The sequence below is a fragment of the Vibrio sp. Vb2960 genome, from assembly GCF_033337665.1.
Lineage (GTDB): Bacteria > Pseudomonadota > Gammaproteobacteria > Enterobacterales > Vibrionaceae > Vibrio > Vibrio alginolyticus.
The window spans coordinates 49,410-67,863 of record NZ_JAWORD010000023.1 but is presented as its reverse complement, the minus strand read 5'-3'; the positions used below and the strand labels follow the sequence as shown (position 1 = coordinate 67,863).

Below are 18,454 nucleotides of genomic sequence, written 5' to 3'. Positions count from 1 at the left end.
CTTCAAACCGATGAAGGTGACGCTTATTATTCATTTTGTGAACAAGACTAAAATTTGTAGGGTGAGACGCGTTTAACTTGTTGGTGTAGAGCTCGGATTGTAGAGGCACAGTTTTGCTATAACTGGACTGTTTATTCGGGGGAAGGACACAATGAAAAAAACAATTCTCGCACTCTCTATCGGTCTACTGAGCGCCTGCAGCCAGATTCCAGAAAATGCCATCGTATTAAGCGTTGGTGATGACACCGCTGTTTTTGAGGAAAACTCACAAGGCTTACTTGTCGCCGAGCAAAAACTCGAAAAAGGCAGTTATAGCTTTACCATTGCTGACAGCAAGCAAAGCTGTGGCAGTAGCTTTGCCCTAGCAGAGGAAGATCGCATCAAATTCAATCGTCCATTAAAAATGGATAACTGCGCCACTGATGCACAAATGCCGCTGCGCATCTTCAAAGCCAATACCTATCAATTTACGCTCAACCCAACCACCAACGAGCTAACGGTAAAAATCAAACCAAAACAGAGTCAGGACATCACCTACTCTTGCCCTGTTGCAACTGACGCGCCAAAAACCATCAACGTTGCTCAAACCTTTAATGATGGCACTGTGGTTCGTGATGCCTTAACCGGACAAGAAACGACCGTCGCCAATGGCAGCGTCACCATGCAGCCGGGTCCTATGAGTCAAGGTCTGTTGTTACTAGAAGAGGTTGAACAGCAAGCCGATAAACCGTTCAGCTGGGATAACGCGACGGTGTACTTCGTCATGACTGACCGCTTCTACAATGGCAACCCAGACAACGACAACAGCTACGGTCGCAGCAAAGATGGAAAATACGAGATTGGCACCTTCCACGGTGGTGACTTAGCGGGTCTAACGAAAAAACTCGATTACATCGAATCACTTGGTGTGAATGCTATCTGGATAACGTCACCACTGGAACAGATCCACGGCTGGGTTGGCGGCGGCGATAAAGGCGACTTTAAGCACTACGGCTACCACGGCTACTACCATCAAGATTGGACCAAGCTTGATGCCAACATGGGGACCGAAGATGAACTCAAAACCTTCGTCGATACTGCCCACAAGAAAGGCATCCGCGTGATTTGGGATGTAGTCATGAACCACACAGGCTACGCAACATTAGCAGACATGCAGGAATTCGGATTTGGTCAGCTTTACCTTGATGACCAAGAAGCCAAAGAAGTCCTCGGTGAAAAATGGACCGACTGGCAGCCAAAATCAGGACAAAGCTGGCACAGCTTCAACGACTACATCAAATACGGTGATAGCGAAGCGTGGGATAAATGGTGGGGTAAAGATTGGATCCGCACCGACATTGGCGACTACGATGCTCCGGGCTACAACGACATCACCATGTCTTTGAACTACCTACCGGATCTCAAAACCGAATCGACTCAGAAAACCGGACTACCAAACTTCTTCCGCAATAAAGACACCAATGCTCAAGATGAGCGACAAACCCCACGTGAACACCTGATTACCTGGTTATCCGATTGGGTACGTGACTACGGCATTGACGGCTTCCGTGTCGACACCGCTAAACACGTAGAAATGGAAGCGTGGGCAGAGTTGAAAGCCAGCACCACTCAGGCGCTTGCTCAGTGGAAGCAAAACAACCCGGACAAAGCCTTGGATGACCTACCTTTCTGGATGACAGGTGAAGTGTGGGCACACAGCGTAGTGAAGAGCCCGTATTTCGATAACGGCTTCGATTCCATCATCAACTTCGAGTTCCAATCTGATGTAGCACCAAAAGCGCTGAAGTGTTTCGCTCAACTTGATAATGATTACCGCCGCTATGCAGAACGCATCAATACCGATCCTGAGTTCAACGTGTTGAGCTACCTGTCTTCACACGATACACAGCTGTTCTGGTCAGCTCGCAGCCGCAGCTTTGATGACCAAGCACGTGCAGCAAATGCACTGATGCTGGCTCCCGGTGCAGTACAGATCTATTACGGTGATGAGATAGCTCGTGATTTTGGCATTACTGGTTCAGACGCCCACCAAGGCACACGCTCAGATATGCCATGGGATAAGATTCATGGCGAGCGTGAGGATCTACTGCAACATTGGCAAAAGTTGGGCGAATTCCGTAAACGCCACCCAGCAGTTGCTCAAGGTAAGCACATCACTCGCAACCAAGAAGGTTACTACGCATTCGAACGCCAATACCAAGACGACAAGGTGCTGATTGTTTACACCGGTGAGTAAATCACACTCTCTCCACCAGCAAGGGAAGCATAAGCTTCCCTTTTTTATTGTTCTTTTTGCCCTTTTGTCTCGTTCCTCTGGTCTGATGACGCACTTTTTTCTTTTTCGGCTTAATTCACACTTTGCGTTAATTACACATTGAGGTAAGGTCAAGGATTACTCGATAAGCCGATAAAACATCGGCATAAACATACACAAAGCAATCACAATGAATTAGGTATAAGTCAGCATGCAGTTCTCAAAGTTTGGTGAAAAATTTAATCAGTATTCAGGTATTACGCAGTTAATGGACGATTTGAATGATGGTCTGCGCACACCAGGTGCCATCATGCTCGGTGGAGGTAATCCTGCCGCCATTCCTGCCATGCTCGATTACTTTCACCAAGCCAGTGAGGAAATGCTCGCCAGTGGGGAGCTCGTCGCCGCCCTCGCCAACTACGATGGCCCGCAGGGTAAAGACGCGTTCGTCAAAGCGCTAGCTCAGTTATTCCGTGAAACTTACGGCTGGGATATTTCCGAAAAGAACATCAGCCTAACTAACGGTAGCCAGAGTGGCTTTTTCTACTTGTTCAACTTGTTGGCAGGTAAACAGCCAGACGGTTCGCACAAGAAAGTGCTACTGCCTATCGCACCTGAATACATCGGTTATGGTGATGCTGGCATTGATAAAGATATCTTTATCTCTTACCACCCAGAAATCGAGCTGTTAGATAACGGTCTGTTTAAATACCACGTCGATTTTGAGCAGCTAACCGTCGACGACTCTGTTGCGGCAATCTGTGCATCTCGTCCAACCAACCCAACGGGTAATGTACTGACAGACGAAGAAGTACGTAAGCTGGACAAGCTAGCACGTGAGAACAACATCCCGCTGATCATCGATAACGCCTACGGTCTACCTTTCCCGAACATCATCTTTGAAGATGTCGAACCGTTCTGGAATGAAAACACCATCCTATGCATGAGCCTATCTAAACTTGGCTTGCCGGGCGTGCGTTGTGGCATTGTGATTGCGAGTGAAGAAATCACTCAAGCGTTAACCAATATGAACGGCATCATCAGCCTAGCGCCGGGCAGTGTTGGTCCAGCGCTGGCAAACCATATAATTGGCAAAGGCGATCTTCTTAAACTGAGTTCAGAGGTGATTAAGCCGTTCTACAAGCAAAAATCACAACGTGCGGTTGAACTGCTCCAACAAGCAATTACCGATGAGCGATTCCGCATCCACAAGCCGGAAGGCGCTATCTTCTTGTGGTTATGGTTTGATGAACTGCCAATCACAACAATGGAACTGTACCAACGCTTGAAAGCGCGTGGCGTATTGATTGTCCCTGGTGAATATTTCTTTATTGGTCAGCAAGACGAGTGGGATCACGCGCACCAATGCCTGCGTATGAACTACGTTCAAGATGATGAGATGATGCAAAAAGGCATTGCGATTATCGCTGAAGAAGTGGAAAAGGCTTACCGCGAAGGTAAATAGACGGATTGAACTCAGCCGTTCTTCTCTTTGAAATTACGGCTTTAAAATAGCGGATTTGAAAACCCCCAAACTAAAAAGAGCGCCCATATGGCGCTCTTTCTCATTCTATAACCGGGTGGTTAACTGATTAGTTGTTCTCAATCAGGTTGTTGCCACCGATAGCAATCTTACGTGGTTGCATGGCTTCAGGGATTTCACGAACTAAATCGATATGAAGCAGACCGTTTTCCATTGATGCACCCACGACTTTTACGTAATCCGCTAGCTGGAATTTACGTTCAAAATCACGTTCTGCAATACCTTGGTAAACGTAGTTTTTGCCTTCTTCTGCTTTACGTTCGCCCTTCACAATCAACATGTTTTCGTTTTGAGTCAGATCGAGCTGTTCTTCAGCAAAGCCAGCAACGGCCATAGTAATACGGTAGTTGTGCTCGTCTTTTTGCTCAATGTTGTATGGAGGGTAACCGCCAGAAGTATTTTTCGCTGTATTCGCTTCCATCAGGTTTAGCAGACGATCAAAGCCAATTGCATTACGGTATAGTGGCGAGAAATCTACATTACGCATAAATCTATCCTCTTAATTAAGCAATAGTCTTAGTTCAGATGAGTTTCATCCTACTGGCGTGTTTATGCAAAAACCAACGCCGAACTAAGAGATTCTTATCATTCCACTGGCCTTGGTTTGGCTCGGAGACATGATATTGAATCTAAAGGTTTAAGTTGTGTGCTAAAACGCCATATCCTCTTCTGAGCGATCTCGTTTTAGCGATTTCAGAGGGCTGGTCTTCTAGTCTCTAGCAAGCCAGTCACCCTCTTCACAACTAGATATAAGGTCGTCAAAAATGACTTTCAAGGGAAAAAATAAAAAATTTTTAAAGCATCCACTATCCCCTTGAACAGCTTAGTTCCTCATCACTTCGCGATCAGTGATAAAAAGCCCGCCGTTCTGGAGGGCTCAATCTACACTTTACTTGCGGGAGGATTTACGCGCTTTTACAACGCCCTTTTCTGCCGCCTTTTCCTGCTTTAATTTACGCTTTTCTTTTAGACTCAACTGCGGTTGTTTCTTTTCTTTCTTACTCATGACTTCACCTCTATTTATTGGCACAACAGACAACCACACAGCATTTTCTGCGCTGGAGGCTGCGATTGATGAACAATTTCAGTAATCACAAAGCAGCGTCGCTGATTAAAAATTTCCACTTCAAGCGCATCATTTTTAGCTCGACCTAATAGTCGAGACCCCAAATAAGAATCGACCGCGAGCATACCTGTCATGGGTTGCCCCTTGCGCGAGCTGACCAATGTCATGCGATATTGATAGGCGCGTTCAACATCCACTAAGCGAACCGTGTCCCCAACCGCAATACGAGCTCGGTTACGGCAATGGGCTTGTTGCTCGCAGGTTTCAAATAGCGATAACAACCTTAGTGGTGATTGATAGGTTAAAAAGCGACTGGTTAACCACCAAGTTCGCAGCGCCAAGCAGTACGCTGAGAACCAGCGTTCAAACATGATTATTTCCTTCTTAATGCCTTGTCTTACAAATAAATTCAGTGCATTGAACCGGAAGTGCATCACTTCCGGCTTAGTTCAGGAAAGTCATCACCATTTTCTTAGTCTCCTTAATCATCAGCTCTTCAGCACTATAGCGAGCAGAAAAAAGAAAGCAAAAGCGCTCAAGCGAACAAAATGGCGAGAAAAAAAGAAAACAGATATAAAATGGCAGGCTTGATCGGGTTGTTGGCAGTTAGCACCAGAAAAACATCCGCTTTAGCAGAAAGTGGCGATTTTAGCTGGTGGTACAACAAAAAAAGCAGCGATTTCTCGCTGCTTTTTACTATCACGAACAGTGTCGTTATACGTCTAGGTTCGCTACTTTCAGTGCGTTCTCTTCGATGAAGTTACGACGAGGTTCTACTTGGTCACCCATTAGCGTAGTGAACAGTTGATCTGCGCCTACCGCATCTTCAATCGTTACCTGCATCATACGACGAGTTTCTGGGTCCATGGTGGTTTCCCAAAGTTGGTCTGGGTTCATCTCACCTAGACCTTTGTAGCGCTGACGGCTTAAGCCACGCATTGACTCTTTCACTAACCAGTCAAGCGCTTCTGCAAAGTTTGCCACTGGCATAGTACGCTCACCACGTTTGATGTACGCGCCTTCTTCCAGAAGTCCATCAAGTGCTTCTGATAGATCAGCCAACTTGCCGTACTCTTTCGAGTTTAGGAAGTCGATGCTAATTGCATGTTCGTGCGTCACGCCGTGAGTACGAACCACAATCTTAGGCAAGTTTAAGCCTAGCTCTTCGTGCTGCTCAACTTCGTAGCTGTACTGGCTTGCACCCACTTCTTTCGCATTCAGCTGTTCAATAAGCTGCTTCGTCCACGCTTCCACAACTGATGCGTCATGGCATTGCTCTGGCGTTAGGCGAGGAGTGTAAATCAACTCGTTTACCAAAGCACTTGGGTAACGACGGCTCATACGTTCCGCCAGTTTAATACCCGCATTGTACTGTTGAACAAGCTTCTCTAGTGCTTCACCAGCCAATGCTGGTGCTTCTGCGTTTACGTGTAGCGATGCATTGTCCAGAGCTAATGATACTTGGTATTGGTTCATCGCTTCTTCATCTTTGATGTACTGCTCTTGTTTGCCTTTTTTCACTTTGTATAGTGGTGGCTGAGCGATGTACACATAGCCACGCTCGATAAGCTCTGGCATTTGACGGTAGAAGAAGGTCAACAGTAGCGTACGGATGTGCGAACCATCGACATCGGCATCGGTCATGATGATGATGTTGTGGTAACGAAGCTTGTCCGGGTTGTACTCGTCACGACCGATACCACAACCTAGTGCGGTGATCAGTGTTGCTACTTCTTGCGAAGATAGCATCTTGTCGAAACGTGCTTTTTCTACGTTAAGAATCTTACCTTTTAGCGGTAGGATCGCTTGGTTCTTACGGTTACGGCCTTGTTTTGCGGAGCCGCCTGCCGAATCACCCTCCACTATGTATAGTTCAGAGAGTGCCGGATCTTTTTCCTGACAGTCTGCAAGTTTACCTGGAAGGCCAGCTAGGTCTAGTGCACCTTTACGGCGCGTCATTTCACGAGCTTTACGCGCTGCTTCACGAGCACGTGCTGCATCGATGATTTTCGAACAAACCATCTTCGCTTCTGTCGGGTTCTCAATCAGGAACTCAGACAGTTTTTCACCCATTGCAGACTCAACAGCTGATTTCACTTCAGAAGAAACCAGTTTGTCTTTTGTTTGGCTTGAGAACTTAGGATCAGGCACTTTCACCGAAACAACCGCAGTTAGACCTTCACGCGCATCGTCGCCTGAAGTCGCTGTTTTCGCTTTCTTCGAGAAACCTTCTTTATCCATAAAGCTGTTCAATGTACGTGTTAGCGCAGCACGGAAACCAGCAAGGTGAGTACCACCATCACGCTGTGGGATATTGTTGGTAAAGCAGAAGATATTCTCTTGGAAACCATCGTTCCATTGCATCGCCACTTCAACTGAAATGCCGTCTTCACGCTCAGAATTAAAGTGGAAGATTTTTTCGATGATTGGCGTTTTGTTGGTGTTTAGGTGATCAACGAACGCTTGAATACCACCTTCATACATGAAGTGATCATGTTTGTCCGCTTCACGTTCATCAACCAATTTGATCGACACACCAGAGTTCAGGAATGACAGTTCACGCAGGCGTTTCGCCAGAATGTCATAGTGGAACTCAGTGTTAGAGAACGTCTCGGCACTTGGCCAGAAACGAATTTGTGTACCGGTTTTATCCGTATCACCCACAACGGCTAGTGGCGCTTGAGGCTCACCATGGCGGTAGGTTTGCGTATGGATATGACCACCACGATGAATCGTTAGCTCAACTTTCTCTGATAGTGCGTTTACTACTGAAACACCTACCCCGTGAAGACCACCCGATACTTTGTATGAGTTATCGTCGAACTTACCACCCGCGTGAAGAACCGTCATGATTACTTCTGCTGCAGAGACATTTTCCTCAGAGTGGATTTCTGTTGGAATGCCACGACCATCATCGCTAACGGAAACCGAGTTATCCTCATGAATTGTCACAACGATGTCTTTACAGTGACCTGCCAACGCTTCATCAATTGAGTTATCCACCACCTCGAAAACCATGTGGTGAAGGCCGGTGCCGTCGTCCGTATCGCCGATGTACATTCCTGGACGCTTACGTACCGCATCCAGACCCTTCAGTACCTTAATACTCGATGAATCGTAATTTTCAGACATGAGTTTCTCTCTTCTAGTTTGACTCTATCCTGCCATGTTCCACATGAAACAATTTACCGTTATCGTCCAACATATCGGCGATTTGGCTTTCAGTGATAGAGCTTACAAATACTTGTGCGCCCGTCTCTTTTAAGCAGTCAGCAAGACGCTTGCGACGTTGGCTATCTAATTCCGACGCGAAGTCATCAATTAGGTAAATGCATTGTTTACCGGCCATCTCTGTCAGGTGTTGCCCTTGCGCTACACGCAATGCACACACCATGAGTTTTAATTGACCGCGTGACAGAACATCTTCAACGGGCGTTCCGTTCACTTTAATGCGCAAATCAGCTTTGTTTGGGCCACTAAAGGTGTATCCCAATGCCTGATCACGCTCAAAATTCTTTTCTAGTATCTCGTGGTATGGAGTGTCTTTATCCCAGCCACGATAATACTTCAATTGGATCTCAAATTCTGGCAAAAATGTCTGACAGATAGTTTCTGCGACAGTTTTCATCTGCTCGATGTAACTTGCTCGCCATTGGCTGATGTTTTCAGCCAATCCTGCCATTTCCTGATCCCAATAACTGAGCTCACGATAACTATTGGCGGTTTTCAACAACGCGTTGCGCTGCTTGTTCAGGCGCTTGAACCTTCCCCATGCTTGATAAAAAGCGGGCTCGGTATGAAACACGCCCCAATCAATAAACGCACGACGATGTTTAGGGCCATCTGTCAGTAAATCAAACCCTTCTGGGTGTATCAACTGCAGAGGCAGAACTTGTGCCAACTGCGCTAATTTTTGTCCAGATTGACCGCCTATTTTAACCTCTGTTGAGCCATCACGCTGCTTATTAATGCCGATAGGTAGCTCAAATTGATCCGAGTTCAAAAAACGACCATGAACAAACAGTTCGTCACACTCATTTTGTATCACTCGTCCGGTGAGAGAGCTCTTGAATGAGCGGCCATGCCCGAGCAGATAAACCGCTTCTAAGACACTGGTTTTACCGCTGCCGTTCGGCCCGATAAGAAAGTTAAAGCCTGCTGATAACTCAATATCACAGGCTTTAATGTTTCGAAACTGCTGAATGATGAGGCGAGAAAGTGGCATTCAGATGGCTTATAGACGAATTGGCATCACCACGTACATGGCACTGTCGTCGTCTGCGTTTTCAATCAACGCACTTGCGTTCGCATCTGACATCGACACACGCACGTTATCGCAACGCAGTGTATTAAGCACATCAAGCACGTAGCTAACGTTGAAGCCGATCTCGATAGCGTCACCTTCAAAGGTCACGTCTAGCATTTCTTCTGCTTCTTCTTGCTCTGGGTTATTGGCAGTAATGCGCATTTCAGTATCAGCCAGATTCACACGCACGCCACGGAATTTTTCGTTGGAAAGAATCGCAGCACGAGAGAAGGCTTGGCGCAACTCGTCACAACTTGCTATTAGGGTCTTATTGGTGCTCTGAGGCAATACACGGCGGTAATCAGGGAAACGACCATCAACCAACTTAGAGGTAAAAGTAAAGTTATTCACCTCAGCACGAACATTGGAGCTACCGATCTGAAGTACTACGGGCTGCTCTGGCGCATCCATCAACTTTACTAATTCTTGCACACCTTTGCGTGGCACGATGATTTGCTTCTGCGCAAAGTCCGCACCTAGCTTAGTTTGCGATACCGCCATACGGTGGCCGTCCGTCGCCACGCTGCGTAGCGTGGTGCCGTCAATTTCAAACAACATGCCGTTGAGGTAGTAACGAACGTCTTGATTCGCCATCGAGAACTGAGTTTTGTCGATCAGCGTACGTAAATCAGCTTGGCTCAGTGATACTTCCACTTCGCTTTGCCAATCTTCAATATTAGGGAAATCGTTCGCAGGAAGCGTTGCCAACGAGAAACGGCTGCGACCAGAGCGAACTTGTACGCGATCACCTTCTAATACAAATGTGATGATCGCATCGTCCGGTAAACCACGGCAGATATCGAGAAACTTACGCGAAGGAACGGTAATGCTGCCCGCTTCAAAATCACCTTCTAGCGTCACTTTGCTTACTAACTCTACTTCAAGATCGGTTGCCGTCATCGACAATACGTTCTCTTCTACTTTAAGAAGTAGGTTACCCAGGATTGGCAGAGTTGGTCGGCCACCTAAAGCGCCCGAAACCTGCTGTAGCGGTTTGATTAAATGACTACGTTCAATGGTAAATTTCATGCTTGGCTCTTTACGCTGTCAGCTCAATAAATGATTTGCTTAGAATACCGTTATTCTAACCGATTACGAAGACAGGGTGCGAATCAAGTTAGAGTAATCTTCTTTAATGTCGTGGCTCTCTTCACGCAGCTGCTCAATCTTGCGACAAGCATGAAGTACGGTCGTATGATCGCGGCCCCCAAACGCATCGCCAATTTCAGGCAAACTGTGGTTGGTTAGCTCTTTTGCTAACGCCATAGCCAGCTGACGAGGACGCGCTACAGAACGAGAACGACGCTTAGACAGCAAGTCCGCCACTTTAATCTTGTAGTATTCCGCCACGGTCTTTTGAATGTTATCGATCGTCACCAGCTTCTCTTGTAGAGCAAGCAGATCGCGCAGCGCTTCACGCACAAAATCAATCGTGATTGGACGACCAGTAAAGTTCGCGTTCGCGATAACACGGTTCAATGCACCTTCTAGCTCACGAACGTTCGAACGCAGACGCTTGGCAATGAAGAATGCCACTTCATCAGCAAGGTGGATTTGGTGATCTTCAGCTTTTTTCATCAAGATCGCCACACGCGTTTCAAGCTCAGGCGGCTCGATCGCAACAGTAAGACCCCAACCAAAGCGAGATTTAAGACGATCTTCAACGCCATTAATTTCTTTAGGATAACGGTCAGACGTTAGAATGATCTGCTGATTACCTTCCAATAGTGCGTTGAAGGTATGGAAGAATTCTTCTTGCGAACGTTCTTTATTAGCAAAGAATTGGATGTCATCGATAAGGAGTGCATCCACACTGCGGTAGTAGCGTTTGAATTCTTCAATCGCATTGTTTTGCAGCGCTTTCACCATGTCTTGCACAAAACGTTCTGAGTGCATGTAGACCACTTTTGCGTTCGGGTTGTTATCCACAATCGCGTTACCCACCGCATGCAATAAGTGGGTTTTACCCAAACCCGTGCCGCCGTATAGGAATAGTGGGTTGTAAGCTGCACCTGGGTTATCCGATACCTGACGCGCCGCAGCCAAACCCAGTTGGTTCGACTTACCTTCAACAAAGTTGTCGAACTTGTGTTTTGGGTTCATGTTTGAGCGGTGATTGATAGCCGCAATCGCTTGAGCGTCGTCATCCCAGGTTTTGTGTACTGGCTTACGCGCCTGTAATTGCGCAGGTGCAGATGACTCGGCAGCCACATCTGCAGGCGTACGTGTCGGCGCTGGTTTTGGTGCAGAGACAGGTCGGCTCCCCACTTCAAAACGTAAGTTAGGAATATCGCCACCGCAGTATTCCTGCAGTAAGCGAGTAATATTGTTCAGATACTTATCACGCACCCAGTCCAACACAAAGCGGTTTGGCGCGAATAGAGTGAGAGTATTGTCATTGAGCTCCGCTTGTAGCGGACGAACCCACATGCTGAATTCTGTAGCTGGTAGCTCTTCTTGAAGCTGCTGCAAACATTGCAGCCAAAGCGAAGATGACACGGTGCCCCCACTGAGTAATTGAATTATCGGAAAAGACTGGCAATTTTACCTGTTGATAACCAAGATCGCCAGCGATTGATCGACGATCCAGTGAATAAGATCCAAGTTATTCACAATTATTTCTGCAAACTTGATGAGATCAACACACCTTGCCCCAAATTTGCCCACACAACGATCCACAATTGGGCAAAATTCACAAGATCGAGCGATTGGTGATAAGTCTGTGTATTATTTTATTCCCAATGCTGATTTTGTCGATCATTTCGCTAGGTTCAGTTCGCATTTTCGTCACATTTAACATTCTTCTTCTATTATCTAATAACTCACAGGTCTAGGTTATTGCTCTTGGTTATTTATTTAATTGAGCTAACTAACAGTAGTATTTCCAACCATAAAATTATGGAGATGTATTATGAAAAACTGGATTAAGGTTGCCGTTGCAGCCATTGCACTGTCGGCAGCAACCGTACAAGCCGCTACTGAAGTCAAAGTTGGTATGTCAGGTCGCTACTTCCCGTTTACTTTTGTAAAGCAAGACAAGCTACAAGGCTTTGAAGTCGACATGTGGGATGAAATCGGTAAACGTAACGATTACAAAATCGAATACGTAACAGCCAACTTCTCTGGTTTATTTGGTCTTTTAGAAACGGGTCGTATCGATACGATCTCCAACCAAATCACCATGACTGATGAGCGTAAAGCTAAATACCTATTTGCTGACCCTTACGTTGTAGATGGCGCACAAATTACCGTGCGTAAAGGCAACGACAGCATCAAAGGTGTTGACGATCTTGCGGGCAAAACCGTTGCGGTGAACCTAGGCTCTAACTTTGAGCAACTGCTGCGTCAATACGACAAAGACGGCAAGATCAACATTAAAACGTACGACACAGGTATCGAACATGACGTGGCGCTCGGTCGAGCAGATGCATTTGTAATGGATCGTCTTTCTGCGTTAGAGCTGATTAAGAAAACTGGCCTTCCTCTGGAATTGGCAGGCGAACCGTTTGAGACCATTCAAAACGCATGGCCTTTCGTTGACAACGAGAAAGGTCGTAAACTGCAAGAAGAAGTAAACAAAGCACTGGCTGAGATGCGCGCAGATGGTACAGTAGAGAAAATTTCCGTGAAGTGGTTTGGCGCTGACATCACGAAATAAGAACTCTTTGTACTTTAGGCCGCAAAGTGGTATCACTCTCGGACTAAAATAAACTTACGTAAAGGTGGAACTTGTTTTCCACCTTTTCTTTTCTCTAGCCTTTAGGTAAGCCGTATGGGATTTGACTTTAATTACATGTTGGAACTGTTGCCGATATTGCTGAAATATCTTGGCACAACCATGGAAATGGCGACATGGGGATTGGTGTTTTCGCTGATTTTATCCGTCATTTTAGCCAATATTCGCGTATTTAAACTGCCAGTTCTGGATCAATTAAGCCAACTGTACATCAGCTTCTTCCGTGGCACCCCACTGTTGGTTCAGCTTTTCCTGCTTTACTACGGCTTACCGCAAATTTTTCCATTGATGGTCGGTATCGACGCCTTTTCAGCAGCGGTTATCGGTTTAACGCTGCACTTTGCCGCTTATATGGCGGAAAGTATTCGTGCCGCCATTATTGGTATTGATCGCAGCCAAATGGAAGCGAGCTTATCGGTCGGTATGACGACATCCCAAGCAATGCGCCGAGTGATTTTACCTCAAGCAACGCGTGTCGCACTGCCTTCATTGATGAACTATTTCATCGATATGATCAAGTCAACGTCTCTCGCCTTCACGCTTGGTGTGGCCGAAATCATGGCGAAAGCACAGATGGAAGCCTCATCAAGTTTCCGTTTCTTTGAAGCTTTCCTTGCGGTTGCTCTTATTTACTGGGGCGTGGTGGTGATTCTGACTCGCGTACAAATCTGGGCAGAAGCAAAACTGAATAAGGCGTACGTACGATGATTAAGTTAGAAAATATTCACAAACGTTTTGGTGAGACTGAAGTGCTGAAAGGCATCGACCTCGATATTAAGCAAGGTGAGATCATCGTGATTATCGGCTCAAGTGGTACGGGTAAATCAACCTTGCTGCGTACGGTGAACTTTCTAGAGCAGGCAGATGAAGGTCGTATCACGATAGATGACATCTCCGTTGATACTCAAAAACACACTAAAGCCGAAGTATTAGCGCTGCGTCGTCGAACTGGCTTTGTGTTCCAAAACTATGCCCTGTTTGCCCACATGAATGCGCGCCAGAACATTGCCGAAGGTCTAGTGACCGTTCGAGGCTGGAAAAAAGCCGATGCTCTCAAACGAGCGCAACAAATTCTGGATGACATCGGCCTTGGGGATAAAGGCGATAGTTATCCAGCGGCATTGTCTGGCGGCCAACAACAACGTGTGGGTATCGGCCGAGCGATGGCGCTGCAACCAGAACTGCTGTTATTTGACGAACCAACTTCTGCGCTGGATCCTGAATGGGTCGGTGAAGTTCTCTCATTAATGAAGAAGTTAGCTAATCAGCATCAAACCATGCTGGTGGTGACGCACGAGATGCAATTCGCGAAAGAAGTCGCTGATAGAGTGATCTTCATGGCGGAAGGCAATATCGTAGAGCAAGGTTCTCCACAGGATATCTTCGATAATCCACAAGATCCTCGTTTGAAAAAATTCCTTAACCAAGTAGGAATAGAGTAACGATCAAGCATCAGGATCGATTGATCCTTGAGATTTTACTCACACTACGTATAATCGCCCGGCCGGAATTTCGTACTCATTGAGTCATTGACACATTATGTGAGTGTGATTACAATTCCGCCTCTTTGTTGAGAGGCGTCGGTTGTCCTTCTCTATATAAAGAGCTTCTTTATATAAGAAAGCAAATACCCACGCCGGGTTTAACAAGAACCTAAAACTACTGATCAGTAAAGGTAATTATCATGAAACGCACTTTTCAACCTACAGTTCTAAAGCGCAAGCGTACTCACGGCTTCCGTGCTCGCATGGCAACTAAGAACGGTCGTAAAGTTATCAACGCACGTCGTGCAAAAGGCCGTGCGCGCCTATCAAAATAATCGCTAGTTTATTTTGAACACGTACGCGTTTAATCGGGAGTTACGTTTGTTAACTCCCGAGCATTATCAAAACGTCTTCCAGCAAGCTCATCGAGCTGGCTCGCCTCATTTCACCATCATTGCTCGCAATAACAAACTTTCTCACCCACGATTAGGTTTAGCGGTTCCCAAAAAGCAAATCAAAACGGCTGTCGGTCGTAACCGATTTAAGCGTTTGGCTCGTGAAAGCTTTCGTAACAATCAACATCAGCTTCCAAACAAAGATTTTGTTGTGATTGCGAAAAAAAGCGCGCAAGATTTAAGCAATGAGGAAATTTTTAAGTTGTTTGATAAGCTATGGCAACGCCTGTCTCGCCCTTCACGTGGATAGCCATTGGGCTCGTTTATCTGTATCGCTGGTTTATCAGCCCTTTGATTGGTCCTCGTTGCCGGTTCACACCAACCTGTTCCACTTACGCGCTAGAAGCTTTGAGAGCTCACGGTTTTGTAAAAGGATGTTGGTTATCAGGCAAACGTCTATTAAAATGCCACCCTTTGAATGAAGGGGGGTATGACCCCGTTCCACCAGTCCAAAAACAAGACAGAGATAACTAACGATGGATTCTCAACGTAATATCCTGCTCATCGGTTTGGCCCTGGTTTCTTTTTTGCTGTTTCAACAATGGCAAGTTGCAAAGAATCCAGAACCTCAAGCAGTTGAACAGGCTCAATCAAGCAGCACTCTACCTGCACCATCTTTTGCTGATGAACTTGACCCAGTTCCTGGTCAACAGCAAGCTTCTGCAAAAACTATCACAGTAACGACTGATGTTTTAACTCTGTCGATCGACACCGTTGGTGGCGATGTGGTACATGCCAACCTTAACGAATACTCTGCTGAGTTAGATTCATCAGATTCCTTTGTTCTGCTTAAAGACGCTCAAGGTCACCAATTTATCGCTCAAAGCGGTCTAGTGGGTCCTCAAGGTATCGACTTGAGCAGCACAAATCGCCCTCACTACAACGTAAGTGCAGACAGCTTCACAATGGCTGACGGTCAAGATGAACTTCGCGTTCCGATGACATTCACTGCAAACGGCATCGAATACACCAAAACTTACATCTTTAAACGCGGCAGCTACGCGCTTAATGTTGAATACGATGTAGTGAACAACTCAGGCAACAACGCAACATTTGGTATGTACGCTCACCTACGTCAAAACCTAATGGACGATGGTGGTAGCATCACAATGCCTACTTACCGTGGTGGCGCATACTCAACAGAAGATACGCGTTACAAGAAGTACAGCTTTGATGATATGCAGGATCGCAACCTGTCTCTTAACCTAGCCGATGGCCAAGGTTGGGCAGCAATGATTCAGCACTACTTTGCCGCAGCTTGGATCCCACGTAACGAACCAGGTACTAACCTATACACTCGTGTAATTGGCAACCTAGGCGACATCGGCGTTCGTATGCCAAACAAAACTATCGCAACAGGCGATCAGGCTAAGTTTGAAGCAACACTTTGGGTTGGTCCAAAACTGCAAGATGAAATGGCAGAAGTGGCACCTAACCTAGACCTAGTAGTGGACTACGGCTGGTTATGGTTCATTGCGAAGCCTCTTCATATGTTGCTTTCATTCATCCAGAGCTTTGTTGGTAACTGGGGTGTGGCAATCATCTGTCTGACCTTCATCGTTCGTGGTGCAATGTACCCACTAACAAAAGCGCAATACACGTCTATGGCGAAAATGCGCATGCTACAGCCTAAGCTGCAAGCAATGCGTGAGCGTATCGGTGATGACCGTCAGCGCATGAGCCAAGAAATGATGGAACTGTACAAGAAAGAGAAAGTGAACCCACTAGGTGGTTGTCTACCTCTTATCCTACAGATGCCTATTTTCATCGCACTATACTGGGCGCTAATGGAATCGGTAGAGCTACGTCACTCACCATTCTTCGGTTGGATTCATGACCTTTCAGCGCAGGACCCTTACTACATCCTGCCTCTACTGATGGGTGCGTCTATGTTCCTAATCCAGAAGATGAGCCCGACAACGGTAACGGATCCAATGCAGCAGAAGATCATGACCTTTATGCCGGTTATGTTTACCTTCTTCTTCTTGTTCTTCCCATCAGGTCTCGTTCTATACTGGTTGGTGTCGAACATCGTAACGCTTATTCAGCAAACTCTGATCTACAAAGGATTAGAGAAAAAAGGCTTACACAGCAAGTAACCTTTTAGGAAATGATTGAGAAAGGCGGCCAAAAGGTCGCCTTTTTGTTTTTGGCTGATTACAATTCAGCTAATTAATTGTGATGGCTCCCTAGGTATCTTCCCTATAGCCCAGCTCAAAAGGCAAAATTATGACTACAGATACGATTGTCGCTCAAGCGACCGCGCCTGGTCGTGGCGGTGTCGGTATTATTCGAGTTTCTGGCCCTAAAGCCAACCAAGTGGCGTTAGAAGTCACTGGCAAAACACTAAAGCCCCGCTACGCAGAGTACCTGCCGTTTAAGTCAGAAGATGGCACTGTGCTTGATCAGGGCATCGCACTGTACTTCCCTAACCCGCATTCATTTACCGGTGAAGACGTACTTGAGCTGCAAGGCCATGGCGGCCCTGTCGTGATGGATATGCTGATAAAACGCATTCTAGGTATAGATGGTATTCGAGCTGCTCGCCCTGGTGAGTTCTCTGAACGCGCATTTCTGAACGATAAACTCGACCTCGCTCAAGCCGAGGCGATCGCAGACCTCATTGATGCCAGTTCTGAAGAAGCAGCAAAATCGGCACTGCAATCCTTACAGGGCGCATTTTCAGGCCGCATTAATACCTTAGTTGAGTCGCTGATTCATTTGCGTATCTATGTTGAAGCAGCCATCGACTTCCCTGAAGAAGAGATCGACTTTTTGGCCGACGGTAAAGTGGCTGGTGACCTACAAGCCATCATCGACAACCTAGATGCGGTGCGCAAAGAAGCTAACCAAGGCGCTATTATGCGTGAAGGGATGAAAGTCGTGATTGCGGGTCGTCCAAATGCGGGCAAATCAAGCCTGCTGAACGCACTATCGGGTAAAGAGTCTGCAATCGTAACCGACATCGCAGGAACCACGCGTGATGTACTGCGTGAGCACATCCATATTGATGGCATGCCACTACACATCATTGATACAGCAGGTTTGCGTGATGCTTCCGATGAAGTAGAGAAAATCGGTATCGAACGTGCGTGGGATGAAATAGCCCAAGCAGACCGCGTGTTGTTCATGGTAGATGGCACAACAACCGATGCCACCGATCCGAAAGATATCTGGCCAGATTTTGTGGATCGCCTACCAGACAACATTGGCATAACGGTGATCCGTAATAAAGCGGATCAAACGGGTGAAGATATGGGGATCTGCCACGTCAATAACCCTACCCTTATCCGTTTGTCAGCGAAGACTGGTTCAGGGGTTGAAGCTCTGCGCGATCATCTCAAGGAGTGTATGGGCTTCTCTGGCAACAGTGAAGGTGGGTTTATGGCTCGTCGTCGTCATCTCGATGCATTAGAACGTGCCGCACAGCACCTTCAAATAGGCCAGGAGCAGCTTGAAGGCTATATGGCTGGTGAAATATTGGCTGAAGAGCTACGCATCACCCAACAACATCTCAATGAGATTACCGGTGAGTTCAGTTCTGACGACTTACTGGGACGAATCTTCTCTTCATTCTGTATCGGGAAGTAAATAATCGAACGCGCGGTGC

Annotated in this window: 16 protein-coding genes; 10 read left to right on the top strand and 6 right to left on the bottom strand. The window is 46.6% G+C overall.

All coding sequences use genetic code 11. The features are described from left to right. Positions 1 to 151: 151 nt before the first annotated feature. Positions 152 to 2,236, top strand: a complete 2,085-nt coding sequence (locus R7O03_RS18530; protein WP_318131929.1) for an alpha-amylase — start codon at positions 152 to 154, stop codon at positions 2,234 to 2,236. A gap of 229 nt (positions 2,237 to 2,465) precedes the next feature. Then, positions 2,466 to 3,719: a valine--pyruvate transaminase gene (locus R7O03_RS18525; RefSeq protein WP_154204935.1), complete on the top strand. Its 1,254-nt coding sequence runs from the start codon at positions 2,466 to 2,468 to the stop codon at positions 3,717 to 3,719. Positions 3,720 to 3,846: 127 nt separating this feature from the next. On the opposite strand, the gene R7O03_RS18520 is transcribed toward R7O03_RS18525, so the two are convergent. The 6 genes from R7O03_RS18520 to dnaA all read right to left on the bottom strand — a co-directional run bounded on the left by R7O03_RS18520 (position 3,847) and on the right by dnaA (position 11,668). After that, entirely contained in the window at positions 3,847 to 4,284 is a 438-nt protein-coding gene (locus R7O03_RS18520; RefSeq protein WP_005378857.1) for an Hsp20 family protein, read from the bottom strand. 533 nt (positions 4,285 to 4,817) lie between these two features. Then, on the bottom strand, positions 4,818 to 5,234 hold the full coding sequence (locus tag R7O03_RS18515; RefSeq protein ID WP_025768940.1) for a GreA/GreB family elongation factor: 417 nt from the start codon (positions 5,232 to 5,234) through the stop codon (positions 4,818 to 4,820). 343 nt (positions 5,235 to 5,577) lie between these two features. After that, positions 5,578 to 7,995, bottom strand: coding sequence for a DNA topoisomerase (ATP-hydrolyzing) subunit B (gyrB, locus tag R7O03_RS18510; protein ID WP_005378841.1), 2,418 nt, complete (start codon positions 7,993 to 7,995; stop codon positions 5,578 to 5,580). A gap of 13 nt (positions 7,996 to 8,008) precedes the next feature. Continuing rightward, a complete protein-coding gene (gene recF, locus R7O03_RS18505; protein WP_005378839.1) occupies positions 8,009 to 9,088 on the bottom strand; it encodes a DNA replication/repair protein RecF in 1,080 nt (359 codons plus the stop codon). Between the two features lie 9 nt (positions 9,089 to 9,097). Further along, the gene (gene dnaN, locus R7O03_RS18500; RefSeq protein ID WP_318113399.1) at positions 9,098 to 10,198 is read right to left on the bottom strand and encodes a DNA polymerase III subunit beta; all 1,101 of its coding nucleotides are present in this window, start codon (positions 10,196 to 10,198) and stop codon (positions 9,098 to 9,100) included. Positions 10,199 to 10,261: 63 nt separating this feature from the next. Next, positions 10,262 to 11,668 (bottom strand): chromosomal replication initiator protein DnaA, encoded by a 1,407-nt coding sequence (dnaA, locus tag R7O03_RS18495; protein ID WP_005378835.1) that lies wholly within the window; start codon positions 11,666 to 11,668, stop codon positions 10,262 to 10,264. Between the two features lie 412 nt (positions 11,669 to 12,080). On the opposite strand from dnaA, the gene R7O03_RS18490 reads away from it, so the two are divergent. The 8 genes from R7O03_RS18490 to mnmE all read left to right on the top strand — a co-directional run bounded on the left by R7O03_RS18490 (position 12,081) and on the right by mnmE (position 18,435). Further along, the gene (locus R7O03_RS18490) at positions 12,081 to 12,827 is read left to right on the top strand and encodes an amino acid ABC transporter substrate-binding protein (protein WP_005378831.1); all 747 of its coding nucleotides are present in this window, start codon (positions 12,081 to 12,083) and stop codon (positions 12,825 to 12,827) included. A gap of 114 nt (positions 12,828 to 12,941) precedes the next feature. Then, positions 12,942 to 13,613 (top strand): amino acid ABC transporter permease, encoded by a 672-nt coding sequence (locus R7O03_RS18485; RefSeq protein ID WP_005378829.1) that lies wholly within the window; start codon positions 12,942 to 12,944, stop codon positions 13,611 to 13,613. Continuing rightward, complete coding sequence (locus tag R7O03_RS18480; RefSeq protein ID WP_005378827.1) at positions 13,610 to 14,347, top strand: amino acid ABC transporter ATP-binding protein; 738 nt, start codon at positions 13,610 to 13,612, stop codon at positions 14,345 to 14,347. Before R7O03_RS18485 ends, R7O03_RS18480 begins: the two co-directional genes overlap by 4 nt. A 242-nt stretch (positions 14,348 to 14,589) precedes the next feature. Continuing rightward, positions 14,590 to 14,724 carry a 50S ribosomal protein L34 gene (gene rpmH, locus R7O03_RS18475; RefSeq protein ID WP_005378825.1) on the top strand — a complete coding sequence of 45 codons (135 nt, stop codon included), beginning with the start codon at positions 14,590 to 14,592 and terminating at the stop codon, positions 14,722 to 14,724. A 46-nt stretch (positions 14,725 to 14,770) separates the two neighbouring features. After that, positions 14,771 to 15,094 carry a ribonuclease P protein component gene (gene rnpA, locus R7O03_RS18470; protein ID WP_005394102.1) on the top strand — a complete coding sequence of 108 codons (324 nt, stop codon included), beginning with the start codon at positions 14,771 to 14,773 and terminating at the stop codon, positions 15,092 to 15,094. Beyond that, a complete protein-coding gene (yidD, locus tag R7O03_RS18465; protein WP_005378822.1) occupies positions 15,061 to 15,318 on the top strand; it encodes a membrane protein insertion efficiency factor YidD in 258 nt (85 codons plus the stop codon). Before rnpA ends, yidD begins: the two co-directional genes overlap by 34 nt. 2 nt (positions 15,319 to 15,320) lie before the next feature. Then, complete coding sequence (gene yidC / locus R7O03_RS18460; protein ID WP_005383834.1) at positions 15,321 to 16,943, top strand: membrane protein insertase YidC; 1,623 nt, start codon at positions 15,321 to 15,323, stop codon at positions 16,941 to 16,943. Between the two features lie 130 nt (positions 16,944 to 17,073). Then, on the top strand, positions 17,074 to 18,435 hold the full coding sequence (gene mnmE / locus R7O03_RS18455) for a tRNA uridine-5-carboxymethylaminomethyl(34) synthesis GTPase MnmE (protein WP_213867295.1): 1,362 nt from the start codon (positions 17,074 to 17,076) through the stop codon (positions 18,433 to 18,435). The last annotated feature ends 19 nt before the right edge of the window (positions 18,436 to 18,454 follow it).